The organism is Pseudomonas sp. 15A4 (genome assembly GCF_016925575.1).
In the GTDB taxonomy this organism is placed as follows: domain Bacteria; phylum Pseudomonadota; class Gammaproteobacteria; order Pseudomonadales; family Pseudomonadaceae; genus Aquipseudomonas.
Genome location: NZ_CP068986.1, coordinates 1,252,856 through 1,266,431, shown reverse-complemented (window position 1 = coordinate 1,266,431; position 13,576 = coordinate 1,252,856). Strand labels below are relative to the sequence as shown.

Genomic DNA, 13,576 nt, shown 5'->3' with positions numbered 1-13,576 from the left:
AACGGCGAGTCAGGCTGTAACGGCCGAAGTGGAATCACTCTACGATATCCCTTCGCGGCAAAAAAATAACAATTTTCGTGGGGCTTCTGCGCAGAGTATGAAGGACGCTGGGCGGTTGCCCTGTAGGAACCGTCTGCCTATAGTCCTGCGACCCAATTGCAGACCTGTCGACACCACCATGATCAAACAAGAGCTCGCCCGTTTTAATCGTCTGGAATTGCTCGGCGGTCCCACGCCCTTCGAAAAGCTGGAACGCCTTTCGACCTGGGCCGGCCGCGACGTCTACGTGAAACGCGACGACATTACGCCGCTGGCCATGGGCGGCAATAAGCTGCGCAAGCTCGAATACCTCGCGGCCGATGCCCTGGCTCAAGGGTGCGACACGCTAATCACCGCGGGCGCCATTCAGTCCAATCATGTGCGTCAGACGGCCGCCCTCGCCGCCCGCCTTGGCCTGGGCTGTGTGGCGCTGCTGGAAAACCCGATTGCAACCGACGACAGCAATTACCTGGGCAACGGCAATCGCCTGTTGCTGGATTTGTTTGATACCAAGGTCGAGCTGGTCGAGAACCTCGACAACGCCGATGAGCAACTGCAAGCCCTGGCGAGCCGACTGCGCCTCAGCGGCAAAAAGCCGTACCTGGTGCCGATCGGCGGTTCGAATGCCCTCGGCGCATTGGGTTATGTGCGCGCAGGTTTTGAACTGGCCGAGCAGATCAAGCAAAGCGGCCTCTCATTCGCAGCCGTCGTGCTCGCGTCTGGCAGTGCCGGCACCCACAGCGGCCTGGCATTGGCCCTTGCCGAGGAGTTGCCCGAGTTATCGGTGATTGGGGTGACCGTGTCGCGCCCGGAAGAAACCCAGGCGCCCAAAGTTCAGCGCTTGGCCGAGCAAACGGTAGAGCTGCTGGGCGAATCACTGCCGGCCGCGTTCAAGGTGCAGCTGTGGGATGAGTACTTTGGCCCCCGCTACGGCGAGCCAAATGCCGGCACGTTGGCGGCAATCCGGCTGGTGGCCAGTCATGAAGGGTTGCTGCTGGACCCGGTCTACACCGGCAAAGCCATGGCCGGCCTGCTCGACGGCATTGGTCGGCAGCGATTCGAGGACGGTCCTATCGTCTTTCTCCACACCGGCGGCGCACCTGCCTTGTTTGCATATCCAGATGTTTTCTCGGCGAGATAGGGCCTTGGTCGCGCTCCTGTTCACAGGGCGGTCCGGGCCAGTTATTCGAAAAACTGATAAGCGGTCCGCTTTTTATTATTTTTCATCGCTGGATTCGAGTCTTATGATCGCCGCCAGCCGGCGCGCAGAGCCCCGCAGGCGACTGAAAAAGCTGGATAAACGCGTGATGCCAACGTAGCTTCGTCGGGTCTGATACTTGCCTGACATTCCAATTAAAACAGGGGACTTTCATGAACATGTCTGCAATCCGCCGCACCTTTCTGTTGTCGGCCTTCAGCCTGGTGCTGGGAACGGGTCTGGTCAGCCAGGCTATGGCTGGCGATCAACTGGCAACCATCAAAAAGAACGGAACCCTCAACGTCGGCCTGGAAGGCACGTACCCACCGTTCAGCTTCGTGGGTGAGGACGGCAAACTGACCGGCTTTGAAGTGGAGTTCTCTGAAGCACTGGCCAAGGAATTGGGCGTCAAGGTCAAGCTGCAAGCCACACCGTGGGCTGGCATTCTGGCTGCGCTGGAATCCAAGCGTCTGGATGTTGTGGTCAATCAGGTGACCATCTCCGACGAGCGCAAGAAGAAGTACGACTTCTCCGAACCCTACACCGTGTCGGGTATTCAGGCGCTGGTGCAGACCAAAGACGTCGGCGTGATCAAAACGGCTGCAGACCTGAAAGGCAAAAAAGTCGGCGTCGGCCTGGGCACCAACTACGAAGAGTGGCTGAAAGCCAACGTGCCTGATGCCATCGTCAAAACCTACGATGATGATCCGACCAAATACCAGGACCTGCGTGTCGGCCGCATCGACGCCATCCTCGTCGACCGCCTCGCTGCGCTCGAACTGGTCGCCAAGACCAAGGACAAGCTGGCCGTTTCCGGCGAACCGTTCTCCCGCCAGGAATCCGGTGTCGCGCTGCGCAAGGGCGAGCCTGAATTGCTGGACGCGATCAACAAAGCCATCGACAAGCTGCGCGCCGACGGCACCCTCGCCAAGCTGTCGGACAAGTACTTCAAGGCTGACGTGACCAAATGATCCCAGAGAGCCTTCAGCTCGCGCTGGACTCCGCGCCCTTCCTGCTCAAGGGCGCGTATTACACGGTGGGCTTGAGCCTGGGGTCGATGTTTTTCGGATTGGTGCTGGGCTTCGGCCTGGCACTGATGCGTTTGTCAAAGATCTGGGTCATCAGTGCCATTGCCAGGGTTTACGTGTCGTTCTTCCGTGGCACGCCGCTGCTCGTTCAGCTGTTCATGATCTACTACGGCCTGCCGGACCTGGGGATTGAACTGGATGCGATTACCGCAGCGCTGATCGGCCTGTCGCTGAACATGGCCGCGTATGCCTGCGAAATCCTTCGGGCCGCGATCGGTTCGGTGGATCGAGGGCAATGGGAAGCTGCAGCGAGCATTGGCATGACGCGCGCCCAGACCATGCGCCGCGCCATTCTGCCGCAAGCTGCACGTACCGCGTTGCCGCCCTTGGGCAACAGCTTTATTTCACTGGTCAAGGACACGGCGATGGCCGCCACCATTCAGGTGCCGGAAGTGTTCCGCCAGGCGCAGCTGATCTCCTCGCGGACGCTGGAGATTTTCACCATGTACCTCACCGTTGCGGTGATCTACTGGGTGCTGTGCAGCATCCTGGCGCATTTTCAAAATCGCCTGGAAGCGCGGGCCAACCGCCACGATGTGGAGTCCTGAGGCATGATCACGGTTGAAAAACTGACCAAGCAATTCAAGGGCAACGAAGTGCTCAAGGGCATTGACCTGAAGGTCGAGCCGGGCGAAGTGGTGGCAATCATCGGCCCCAGCGGATCAGGCAAAACCACCCTGTTGCGCTGCCTGAATCTACTGGAAGTGCCTACGAGCGGCAGCATTATCGTGGGCGACATCAAAGTCGATCTGAGCCGCCCGTTGAGCCAGCAGCAGGGTTTGATCCGGCAACTGCGCCAGCATGTCGGGTTCGTCTTCCAGAACTTCAATCTGTTCCCCCACCGCACCGCGCTGGAAAACGTCATCGAAGGCCCGACCGTGGTCAAGAAGATGCCTCGCGAACAGGCCATTGAGCTGGGCCGCGCGCTATTGGCGAAGGTTGGCCTCGCGGGCAAAGAGGACGCGTATCCGCGTCGACTGTCCGGCGGTCAGCAGCAACGGGTAGCGATTGCCCGGGCGCTGGCCATGGAGCCCGAGGTCATTCTGTTTGATGAGCCAACGTCGGCGCTTGATCCCGAGCTGGTGGGCGAGGTGCTCAACACGATTCACGCCCTGGCCCTGGAGAAACGCACGATGGTCATCGTGACCCACGAGATGAGCTTCGCGCGGGACGTCGCCAATCGGGTGATCTTCATCGACAAGGGCGTCATTGTTGAACAGGGCGAGGCGAAAGCGCTGTTCGCCAATCCCAAAGAAGAACGCACAAGGCAGTTTCTTGAGCGCAGCAGGAATTAGTCTGACACGTAATGTGTTTAAAACGGCGCCAACAGGCGCCGTTTTCTTTGTCGTTCATATTTAGAAAAGCGTTGACCCACTAAAAGTCCTACTATTTCAACGCCGGCTAACCGTAATCAATCTATCTGTTTTTTCAATATAAACAGCGCTCACTCTCTCCACTTCCCCGCAACGTTGATTGACTATTTCTTCACCCACAAATAACTGCCGCTGACACTTTTCATCAGTTTGCTGACTGTGGAGTACCGCGTGCCCGGCGGCTCAGGTAGGACCACAGTCGCACCTCCCTCCCCATAAGCAGCGCCCGAGTGTAGGAAACTTCTGCATTTGCGTTACACACACTTTAAAAACTTAATTACCGTTGACACAAACACCGCAACACAATTAGCTGAAATCGCTCTAGGTGTATTTTCTTTCCAAAACGGCAACCCTCTAATTACCACCGTTTGTAATGTTTGCCATGCCTGCGCATCCCGGCGTGTACTAGTGCCAGTCGTTTTCACGCTGCAGTTGCGATGAATTAATCACCTGACTTGCCTTAACCCAGGCGCACATTCGAAGAGTATTAAGAGATGATCCATACCCCTGTAATGACGCAGTCTTTCAAGCTGATGGCCCCGTACCTTCCGCAGTCGAACAAGCACGGGATTGGCGCCCTTGCGGCGGCCGATCTGCAGGTACACATTGATCCCTGGCCAGAGATGGACTGCGGTGACTTGATCGAATTGTTTTGGGGAGGCTGTTATGCCGCATCAAAACTTCTATCAGAGTCTGACATCGGACATACATCCGTCCTACATGTACCTGAAAGTTTTCTTCGAAGTGGAAAGGTTAAAACCTACTATCGCGTTACAAAGATAGGCAGCGAACCCATTAAGTCCCCCGGTGCCAAGCTATGGGTCAAACTGGAGACTCCCGGCGGTCAATTGGTCAGCGGCGAGGGTGATGAGAATCAGGGACTGGCACCCGTGACGTTTGCCGAGTCAGTCATGCAAGGCGGCTTGACGGCGCGCCACTTCGATGAGGGCGTGCAACTCACTCTCGACGCTTATCCCAACATGGACGCCTACGACGAAATCACCCTGCGCTGGGGCGACATGCGTCTGGATCTGCCAGCGCTCACCCAAGACGACGTCGGCATGCCTATTGTTGTGGACGTACCGGCGGAGTTGGTGCGCGAGGCGGGCGATGATCCGCATCTGGAGGTGAGCTATTGCGTGATTGACCGTGTCGGCAACAACTCGCGCTGGGCGCCGCCGCGGTTGATCAAGGTGGCGACCGACATGACCGATGAGGCCGAAACTTGACATCGGCCCTCCTCAGGACGTTGTCGCGGCGCAGCATCAGCGCGCTGCGACACGTCTGCAGCCCGCCTCCTCTGGCCTCGCGCCTCCAATCACATGCCGCAATCGTGATCGACGCCACAGATCAGTCACTGAGGGGAAACCTCCCACATCATCTCCATTAGCGTCCTACAGGTCACCTCCTCACTGCGCGAAAACAGGCTGCTAGCCTGCGGTGAAACCCCTCACGAGGTGTCCACCATGCCCTGCAGACATATCGTCAAGTACATGATTCTGGCCCTGGCTTTCGGTTCATGCCTGACCTACACCCAAGCCACGGCGCTGGCGACGGCATCCGCCGCATCACCTTCTATGCTTATTCCCAAATGTGAGTTTATTTAATGTTTATACACGCTTAGGGTATATGCACCGGACCACCGGACCATCGTCAATTTTCTCGCCGCCACAGCGGTATTGATTCGAGGTTCGAATGGTCAAGCACAACGACTCCCGTGCTCGCGCTCGTGAAGGTCACCACCATGACTGATCTGAACGCCCTTTCTGTCCAGCACACCCTGGACGTGGCTCCTCCCCTGCTCCCCGCCAACCTATTGCGCGACGACGCCGACGCGATTGCCGCGGCCCATGAATTGGCCGCCGTCGTGCGCACCCATGCCGCCACGCGAGACCGTGAGCGGCAACTGCCCTGGTCGGAAATCGAGCTGTTTACCCGCAGTGGCCTGGGCGGCATCTCGGTACCGCGGATCTATGGCGGGCCACAGGTGTCATTCGTAACCCTCGCCGAAGTCTTCGCCATCCTGTCGGCAGCCGACCCTGCCGTGGGCCAGATTCCGCAAAACCACTTCGGTATTCTCAATTCGCTGATCGGCAGCGCCTCAGAGGCTCAGAAACAAACCCTCTTCGCCAGCGTTCTCGGCGGCGCACGCATCGGCAATGGCGGCCCCGAGCGGGGGACCAAAAACACCCTCGATATCCGTACGCGACTGACCGCAGACGGTGATCAGTTTTTGCTCAACGGCCGCAAGTTCTATTCGACCGGCGCGTTGTTCGCCCACTGGGTCGCGGTCAAGGCCATCAATGACGACGGCAAGCAGGTGCTGGTGTTCGTGCCACGCGGGACGCCGGGGCTGTACATCATCGACGACTGGTCCGGCTTCGGTCAGCGCACCACCGCCAGCGGCAGCGTGCTGCTGGAAAACGTGCGCGTGAGTGGCGAGCGGGTTGTTGATAACTGGAAACTGGGCCTGGCGCCGAACATTCAGGGTGCGGTGTCGCAACTGATCCAGGCGGCCATTGATGCAGGCATTGCCCGGGAAGCCATCGACGAAAGCATCCGTTTTGTGCGCGAGCGTTCGCGGCCGTGGATCGACGCCAATGTCGAGCGCGCCAGCGACGACCCGTATGTGATCGCCGACATCGGCAAGTTGAAACTCGAACTGCACGCCGCCGAAGCACTGTTGCGCAGGGCCGGCCGTGTGCTGGATGAAATTGCCGCCGAACCCATCGACGAACACTCAGCGGCGCGGGCGTCCATCGTGGTCGCCGAAGCCAAGGTGCTGACGACACAGGTCGCCCTGCTCGCCAGTGAAAAACTGTTCGAGCTGTCGGGCAGTCGCGCGACGCTGGCCGAATTCAATCTTGATCGTCACTGGCGCAATGCGCGGGTTCACACCCTCCACGACCCGGTGCGCTGGAAGGTCCACGCCGTCGGCGCCTGGCACCTGAATGGCGCCCTGCCTGCCCGTCACTCCTGGATATAACCAGACCACTGGAAGCACACCTATGAGCCTTCAACCCTTGCCGCGTGACACGCAGGCGACCGCCGTGACCGCGATCATTCGTGACGACACCGAGGCGCTGCGCATCGCGCGCACGTTGGCGGAAAATTTCAGACAACAGAGTGCCATTCGAGATCGTGAACGGCGGCTTCCCCATCAGGAACTGGAGGCGTTTTCGCGCTCGGGCCTGTGGGGCATCAGCGTGCCGAAGGCCTTTGGTGGCGCAGGCGTGTCCAATATCACCCTGGCCGGAGTCATCCGAATCATCTCTGCGGCCGACGCTTCGCTAGGGCAGATCCCGCAAAACCACTTCTACGCGCTGGAAGTCCTGCGGGTCAACGGCAGCCCGGCGCAGCAGGCGCGGCTGTACGCCGAGGTCCTCGCCGGTCAACGCTTCGGTAATGCGCTGGCCGAACTGGGCACCAAAACCGCCCACGACCGCACCACCCGACTGAGCCGCGACGGCAACGGATGGCGCATCAACGGCCGCAAGTTCTACGCCACCGGCGCCCTTTACGCACAACGCATACCGACCTCGGTCGTGGATGACAGCGGCGTGCAGCAGTTGGCGTTCGTGCCGGCGAACGCAGCGGGGCTGAGCGTGATCGACGACTGGAGCGGCTTCGGCCAGCGCACCACGGGCAGCGGCTCAGTGGTGTTCGATAACGTGTATGTCGAAGCCGATGACGTGGTGCCGTTTCAAACTGCCTTCGAGCGCCCGACCACCGTCGGCCCTTTGGCGCAGATCCTCCATGCCGCCATCGACACCGGCATCGCCCGCGCCGCATTTGAAGACGCGCTGCATTTCGTGCGCACCCGCACGCGGCCTTGGATCGACTCCGGCATCGAAAAAGCCGTTGATGACCCGCTGACGCTGCATAGCTTTGGCAAACTCGGCATTCGTCTGCACGCCGCCGAAGCCTTGCTCGAACGTTCGGGCGAATGCCTTGATCGGGCCCAGGCTGAGACGACGCCGGAAAGTCTGGCGCAGGCATCGGTCGCCGTGGCGGAAGCGCGGGCGATCAGCACCGAGATCTCATTGGAAGCCGGTAGCACCTTGTTCGAACTCGCCGGTTCCCAGGCCACGCTGGCAGAGCACGGCCTTGACCGGCACTGGCGCAACGCGCGGGTCCACACGTTGCACGACCCGGTGCGCTGGAAGTACCACGCCATCGGCAATTACTACCTCAATGACGTCAACCCGCCACGCCGGGGGACGATTTGATGAGCAAGAAAAAGATCCTGCTCAACGCGTTCAACATGAACTGCATCGGCCACATCAACCACGGGTTCTGGACCCACCCCGGGACACGTCGACCCGGTACAAGACCCTCGAATACTGGACAGAGCTGGCGCAGTTGCTGGAGCGCGGGCTGTTCGACGGGTTGTTCATCGCGGACATCGTCGGGGTTTATGACGTCTATCAGAACTCGGTGGACGTGACCCTGAAGGAATCGATCCAGTTGCCGGTGAATGATCCGCTGCTGCTGGTATCGGCCATGGCCGCGGTCACCAAAAACCTCGGCTTCGGCCTGACCGCCAACCTCACCTACGAGGCGCCGTACCTGTTCGCCCGGCGCATGTCGACGCTGGATCACCTGACGCGCGGACGCGTGGGCTGGAACATCGTCACCGGGTATCTGGACAGCGCCGCGCGCGCGATGGGCCTGACCGAGCAGATCGAACACGACCGCCGCTACGACCAGGCCGATGAATACCTGGAGGTGTTGTACAAGCTGTGGGAAGGCAGTTGGGAGGACGACGCGGTGATCGAGGACCGTCAGGCGCGCATCTACGCGCAGCCGGAAAAGGTCCATTACGTGCGGCACAGCGGCGAGTTCTATCAGGTGGAGGGTTATCACCTGTGCGAGCCGTCGCCACAGCGCACGCCAGTTTTGTTTCAGGCCGGAAGCTCCGAGCGCGGTCTGCAGTTTGCCGGCAGCAACGCGGAGTGCGTGTTCATCAGCGCGCAGAACAAACCCGCAACCCGCGAGCAGGTCGATAAAGTCCGCGCCAGCGCGGTGGCCGCCGGACGCAGCCCGGATGACATCAAGGTGTTCATGGGCCTCAACGTCATCGTCGGCCCCACAGAAGAAGCGGCCCGGGCCAAGCATGCGGAGTACCTGACTTACGCCAGCGCCGAGGCCGGGCTCGCCCATTTTGCCGCGTCCACCGGCATCGACTTTGCCGACTACGCGCTCGACGAGCCGATCCAGCACGTGAAGGGCAACGCCATTCAGTCAGCGACGAAAATTCTCAAGAACAACGACTGGACCCGTCAGAAGTTACTCGATCAGCACGCTTTGGGCGGCCGTTACATCACGCTGATCGGCTCGCCCGAGCAGGTGGCAGATGAGCTGGAATCGTGGATTGCCGAAACCGGCCTGGACGGCTTCAACCTGACCCGCATCATCACTCCGGAGAGCTACGAGGATTTCATAGATCTGGTGATCCCGGAGCTGCAGCGAAGGGGCTCATACAAGACCGCGTACGAACACGGCACCTTGCGCGAGAAGCTGTTTGAAGACGGTGACGCAAGACTGCCGGAACGGCACGCCGGGGCGAGCTTCAGGGCGCACCCCCATCACAGGCGTGAGCGAGCTCAATCCATGTGGGAGCGAGCTCGCTCGCGAAGACAGCTTCACAGACACCCCAGAATTCCAACCAGACCACTGACACGGATTACCCCTTGATGACCAAAACCCTCCTCACCCTCGCGCTGTCCCTGGGCCTGTTTGCCGGCGTCACTCACGCTGCCGATCAACCGCTCAAAGTCGGCACCACGGCGGCGTTCGCCATCCCGCTGGAAGCGGCCGTCGCCGAAGCCGATAAACAAGGCCTGAAGGTCGAGCTGGTGGAATTCACCGACTGGATCGCGCCCAACGTCAGCCTCAACGCTGGCGACATTGACGTGAATTACTTCCAGCACATTCCGTTTCTGGAAAATGCCAAGGCCGCGTCCGGCTTCGATCTCGTGCCGTACGCGCCGGGCATCATCAACAACGTCGGGCTGTATTCGAAGAAGTACAAAAGCTTCGATGAGCTGCCAACCGGTGCCACCGTCGCAATCGCCAATGACCCGATCAACAGTGGCCGCGGCCTGCAACTGTTGGCCAAGGCTGGCTTGATCACCCTCAAGCCGGGCGTGGGTTACAAGGCCACCGAAGACGACATCACCGCCAACCCGAAGAAGATCAAGCTGATTCAGGTCGAGGCCGTGCAACTGGTGCGCGCCTATGACGATGCCGACCTGGTGCAGGGCTACCCGGCCTACATTCGTTTGTCGAAGACCTTCGATGCCGGCTCGGCAATCCTGTTCGACGGCCTCGACCACCCGGAATACGTCATTCAGTTCGTCATCAAACCGGACCATAAGGATGACCCGCGTCTGGCCAGGTTCATCGACATTTACCAACATTCGCCGGTCGTGCGCGCCTCCCTGGATAAGGTCAATGGCTCGCTGTATCAGGTTGGCTGGAAGAACTGATCATGACGGCATCCGCCCAACGGGCTTTGACGCTTGAGGGTGCTGCGGCTCCTCATGCCGCCGAGCGAGCAGAACTGCACCCGGAGAAGCAACACGCCCATGTGCGCTTCATCAATCTGGGCAAGGTCTATGAAAGCCCGCAAGGGCCGGTGCCGGCGCTTCAGGGCATCGATCTGGATATCCAGCGCGGTGAGGTGTTCGGCATCATCGGCCGAAGCGGCGCAGGCAAATCGTCGCTGATCCGCACCATCAATCGTCTGGAAAAACCCAGCAGCGGCCGCGTGCTGATCGATCAGGTGGACATCGGCGACTTCAACGAAGACGCGCTGGTGGCGCTGCGCCGACGCATCGGCATGATCTTTCAGCATTTCAACCTGATGTCGGCCAAAACCGTCTGGCAGAACGTCGAGCTGCCGCTCAAGGTCGCGGGCGTGCCGAAGGCGCAGCGTCAGCGCAAAGTCGCCGAGCTGCTGGAGTTGGTGGGGCTGGAAGGCAAGCACAAGGCCTATCCGGCACAGCTGTCGGGCGGGCAAAAGCAGCGCGTCGGCATTGCCCGGGCGCTGGTGCATGATCCGGCGATTCTACTGTGCGACGAAGCGACCTCGGCCCTCGACCCGGAAACCACGCAATCGATTCTCGGCCTGCTGCGCAAGATCAATCAGCGCCTGGGCCTGACGATCATTTTGATCACCCACGAGATGGCGGTGATTCGAGAAATCTGCGACCGCGTGGTGGTGCTGGAAAAAGGTGAAGTGGTCGAGCAGGGCCCGGTCTGGCAGGTATTCGGCAATCCGCAGCATGAGGTGAGCAAGACACTGCTGGCACCGCTGCAACATGCGCTGCCAGAGGATGTTCAAGCGCGCTTGCAACCGCACCCTTCCGATCATCACGCCAGTGTTGTGCTGGATCTGCAATTCACCGGCGGCGATGGCAAGGAGCCTGATCTGTCCGCGCTGTTCAATGCCTTGGGCGGACGCGTGAGCCTGCTGCATGGCGGGGTCGAACGTATTCAAGGGCGTGCACTGGGTCATCTGTTGCTGGCGGTGAGTCACTCGCCGCTGTCAGCGGAGGAATTGCTCAATCGCGCCCGCAAGCATGCGCATCAGGCGGAGGTACTGGGTTATGTGGCTTGATCGTCTCTGGCAGGGCGTTATCGACACCTTCCTGATGGTCGGCGTGTCGTCGCTGATCGCATTGATACTGGGCATTCCATTGGCGGTGATTCTGGTCACCAGCGGCAAGGGCGGCATTTTTGAAGCGCCCAATGTGAACCGTGTACTGGGCGCGTTCGTGAATATCTTCCGTTCAGTGCCGTTCCTGATTCTGATGGTTGCGCTGATCCCATTCACGCGGCTGATCGTCGGCACGACCTACGGCGTGTGGGCGGCGGTGGTGCCGCTGACCATCGCATCGACACCGTTCTTCGCGCGTATTGCGGAAGTCAGCCTGCGCGAGGTGGACCACGGTTTGATCGAAGCGGCACAAGCGATGGGCTGCCGCCGCTGGCACATCGTCTGGCACGTGCTGTTGCCGGAAGCGCTGCCGGGCATCGTCGGCGGATTTACCATCACTATCGTGACGATGATCAATTCGTCGGCCATGGCCGGTGCGATTGGCGCTGGCGGTTTGGGCGACATCGCGTATCGGTATGGTTATCAACGGTTCGACACCCAAGTGATGCTCACGGTGATCGTGTTGCTGGTGATCTTGGTGGCGGTGATTCAGTTGGGCGGGGATCGATTGGCATTGCGGCTGAATAAGCGGTGAATGAGTAGGATTTTTCCCCTGACAAAGTGCGAAAGCTCCATTTATTTTCGAGCAAGGAATTGCTTCAGTTAAATCCGCTAGCCTTGCAAACCTTGAAAGTTGAAGCATAGGGAGGCTAGCAGATGCAAGAGAAGGAACTATCAGACGCTGTTTTCAGCACCGTTCATGAGTTGCAGAGAGATGGGGTGAATCTTGGGCCTTCCAGCCTGGTAGCATTTAATTTGCGAAGCTCGATGATGACCTCATGCCCAGGCACGTTGATACTCCCTTCGCAGTCGTGGACAACGGGTGCCATCGCGCATGAGGTAATTAACGGCGTGCGCACCAACTCATCGTTACCCGAAACCACGTTTGAAACGCTTTGGGAGTGCACGAAGGAGCATTACGCCCTGACCGCCACGTCAGCGATTACGGCCTCAGCAGGAATTCCCATCAACAAGACAGCCGTTGGAGCATGGGTGCACGCTGGCTCAAGCAGAACGACCAACCTCGCCAGCCTGATCGGCATGCGCTTTTTCCCCGCACACTCATCCGCCATCCGACGGCCGCCAGAATGGCAAAGGCCACCTTCGGCACAATAAGAGTCTTCGGGGTTATCGGAAGAGGAATTCCCTTCGTGGCCGCAGGGCTGGCAGTATTCGATCTGGTGAGCATAGGTCTGTGTGCATATGAGGCGAGAAATGCAAAACAAAGCTGATCGGGCGCAACTGACTCAGGAAGTGATTGAGCTTTTTGTTTCTGTCATTGGCTTTATCCCGCGAAACAACGTCACGCCCACCACCAATTTCATTCGCGACTTCGACATCATCGATGACGATCTCACCTGTTTCATGATGCAGGTGAAGTGGCAATATAAACTGAAGCCAACGCCTGAAGATTGGGCACGGATCGAAACCATCGACGAGGTGGTCGATTTGATCCTCGCTGAGCAATTGATCAAAACCTGAGCGGGGGTATATTGGCGGCTTTCCACGCTCAGACGGCCGCACGATGAAACTCGACCCACATGATCTCGCTCAGATCACCGCCACTACCCTCGGCAATTACAACGAGGTCGCCGAGGGCTTTCGCGAAGGGACCCGCGACCATGATGTGAGCCAGAACATTGATGCGTTGCTGCGCAATATCACCGGCCTGGCGCCGTTCCAGATTCTCGATTTCGGGTGCGGGCCAGGGCGGGATCTCCAGACATTTTCTGCCATGGGCCACATCGCCACCGGCCTGGACGGCTCCGAACGCTTCGCTGAGATGGCCCGCGCCGACAGCGGCTGCGATGTGCTCCATCAGAACTTCCTTGAGCTGAATCTGCCCGCCGAACGTTTCGACGGCATATTCGCCAACGCCTCGCTTTTCCACGTCCCCCGTCAGGAGTTGCCTCGGGTGCTGCGCGAGCTGCACGGCGCGTTGAAGCTCGGCGGCGTGCTGTTCAGCTCCAATCCCCGGGGCGACAATCAGGAAGGCTGGAAAGGCGAGCGCTTCGGTTCATTTCATGATCTCGAATCGTGGAGCGCGTTACTGACCGAGGCCGGGTTCACCGAAGTCGAGCATTACTACCGACCGCCGGGATTGCCGAGAGATCAACAGCCGTGGCTGGCGAGCGTGTGGCGCAAGGCCTGACCG

General features: G+C 59.6%; 12 protein-coding genes and 1 pseudogene. All 13 read left to right on the top strand.

Features of this window, described 5'->3' with window-relative positions:
• Positions 1 to 178: 178 nt before the first annotated feature.
• On the top strand, positions 179 to 1,180 hold the full coding sequence (locus tag JN403_RS05585; protein WP_205486012.1) for a D-cysteine desulfhydrase: 1,002 nt from the start codon (positions 179 to 181) through the stop codon (positions 1,178 to 1,180).
• 230 nt (positions 1,181 to 1,410) lie between these two features.
• Positions 1,411 to 2,208: a cystine ABC transporter substrate-binding protein gene (tcyJ, locus tag JN403_RS05580; RefSeq protein WP_205486010.1), complete on the top strand. Its 798-nt coding sequence runs from the start codon at positions 1,411 to 1,413 to the stop codon at positions 2,206 to 2,208.
• Positions 2,205 to 2,873 carry a cystine ABC transporter permease gene (gene tcyL / locus JN403_RS05575; protein ID WP_172610062.1) on the top strand — a complete coding sequence of 223 codons (669 nt, stop codon included), beginning with the start codon at positions 2,205 to 2,207 and terminating at the stop codon, positions 2,871 to 2,873. The genes tcyJ and tcyL overlap by 4 nt, the downstream gene beginning before the upstream one ends.
• Positions 2,874 to 2,876: 3 nt before the next feature.
• Complete coding sequence (tcyN, locus tag JN403_RS05570; RefSeq protein ID WP_122536761.1) at positions 2,877 to 3,620, top strand: L-cystine ABC transporter ATP-binding protein TcyN; 744 nt, start codon at positions 2,877 to 2,879, stop codon at positions 3,618 to 3,620.
• Positions 3,621 to 4,192: 572 nt separating this feature from the next.
• A complete protein-coding gene (locus JN403_RS05565) occupies positions 4,193 to 4,927 on the top strand; it encodes a hypothetical protein (RefSeq protein WP_205486008.1) in 735 nt (244 codons plus the stop codon).
• Positions 4,928 to 5,442: 515 nt separating this feature from the next.
• Entirely contained in the window at positions 5,443 to 6,684 is a 1,242-nt protein-coding gene (locus JN403_RS05560) for an SfnB family sulfur acquisition oxidoreductase (protein WP_205486006.1), read from the top strand.
• Between the two features lie 37 nt (positions 6,685 to 6,721).
• Positions 6,722 to 7,927: an SfnB family sulfur acquisition oxidoreductase gene (locus tag JN403_RS05555; RefSeq protein WP_205487237.1), complete on the top strand. Its 1,206-nt coding sequence runs from the start codon at positions 6,722 to 6,724 to the stop codon at positions 7,925 to 7,927.
• Positions 7,927 to 9,266 (top strand): annotated as a pseudogene (locus JN403_RS05550) (LLM class flavin-dependent oxidoreductase); the annotation flags it as partial. The gene JN403_RS05555 and the pseudogene JN403_RS05550, both read left to right, overlap by 1 nt.
• A gap of 128 nt (positions 9,267 to 9,394) precedes the next feature.
• A complete protein-coding gene (locus JN403_RS05545; RefSeq protein WP_205486004.1) occupies positions 9,395 to 10,189 on the top strand; it encodes a MetQ/NlpA family ABC transporter substrate-binding protein in 795 nt (264 codons plus the stop codon).
• Between the two features lie 2 nt (positions 10,190 to 10,191).
• Complete coding sequence (locus JN403_RS05540) at positions 10,192 to 11,322, top strand: ATP-binding cassette domain-containing protein (protein ID WP_205486002.1); 1,131 nt, start codon at positions 10,192 to 10,194, stop codon at positions 11,320 to 11,322.
• Complete coding sequence (locus tag JN403_RS05535) at positions 11,312 to 11,956, top strand: methionine ABC transporter permease (protein ID WP_122536756.1); 645 nt, start codon at positions 11,312 to 11,314, stop codon at positions 11,954 to 11,956. The genes JN403_RS05540 and JN403_RS05535 overlap by 11 nt, the downstream gene beginning before the upstream one ends.
• Before the next feature lie 680 nt (positions 11,957 to 12,636).
• Positions 12,637 to 12,903, top strand: a complete 267-nt coding sequence (locus JN403_RS05530; protein ID WP_122536754.1) for an acyl carrier protein — start codon at positions 12,637 to 12,639, stop codon at positions 12,901 to 12,903.
• Between the two features lie 43 nt (positions 12,904 to 12,946).
• Positions 12,947 to 13,573, top strand: a complete 627-nt coding sequence (locus JN403_RS05525; protein ID WP_205485992.1) for a class I SAM-dependent methyltransferase — start codon at positions 12,947 to 12,949, stop codon at positions 13,571 to 13,573.
• Positions 13,574 to 13,576: the final 3 nt, after the last annotated feature.

Bases quoted from the DNA above. Each gene is read 5' to 3' on its own strand.
- JN403_RS05585 (WP_205486012.1), top strand. From the start codon at position 179: ATGATCAAACAAGAGCTCGCCCGTTTTAATCGTCTGGAATTGCTCGGC.
- tcyJ (WP_205486010.1), top strand. From the start codon at position 1,411: ATGAACATGTCTGCAATCCGCCGCACCTTTCTGTTGTCGGCCTTCAGC.
- tcyL (WP_172610062.1), top strand. From the start codon at position 2,205: ATGATCCCAGAGAGCCTTCAGCTCGCGCTGGACTCCGCGCCCTTCCTG.
- tcyN (WP_122536761.1), top strand. From the start codon at position 2,877: ATGATCACGGTTGAAAAACTGACCAAGCAATTCAAGGGCAACGAAGTG.
- JN403_RS05565 (WP_205486008.1), top strand. From the start codon at position 4,193: ATGATCCATACCCCTGTAATGACGCAGTCTTTCAAGCTGATGGCCCCG.
- JN403_RS05560 (WP_205486006.1), top strand. From the start codon at position 5,443: ATGACTGATCTGAACGCCCTTTCTGTCCAGCACACCCTGGACGTGGCT.
- JN403_RS05545 (WP_205486004.1), top strand. From the start codon at position 9,395: ATGACCAAAACCCTCCTCACCCTCGCGCTGTCCCTGGGCCTGTTTGCC.
- JN403_RS05540 (WP_205486002.1), top strand. From the start codon at position 10,192: ATGACGGCATCCGCCCAACGGGCTTTGACGCTTGAGGGTGCTGCGGCT.
- JN403_RS05535 (WP_122536756.1), top strand. From the start codon at position 11,312: ATGTGGCTTGATCGTCTCTGGCAGGGCGTTATCGACACCTTCCTGATG.
- JN403_RS05530 (WP_122536754.1), top strand. From the start codon at position 12,637: ATGCAAAACAAAGCTGATCGGGCGCAACTGACTCAGGAAGTGATTGAG.
- JN403_RS05525 (WP_205485992.1), top strand. From the start codon at position 12,947: ATGAAACTCGACCCACATGATCTCGCTCAGATCACCGCCACTACCCTC.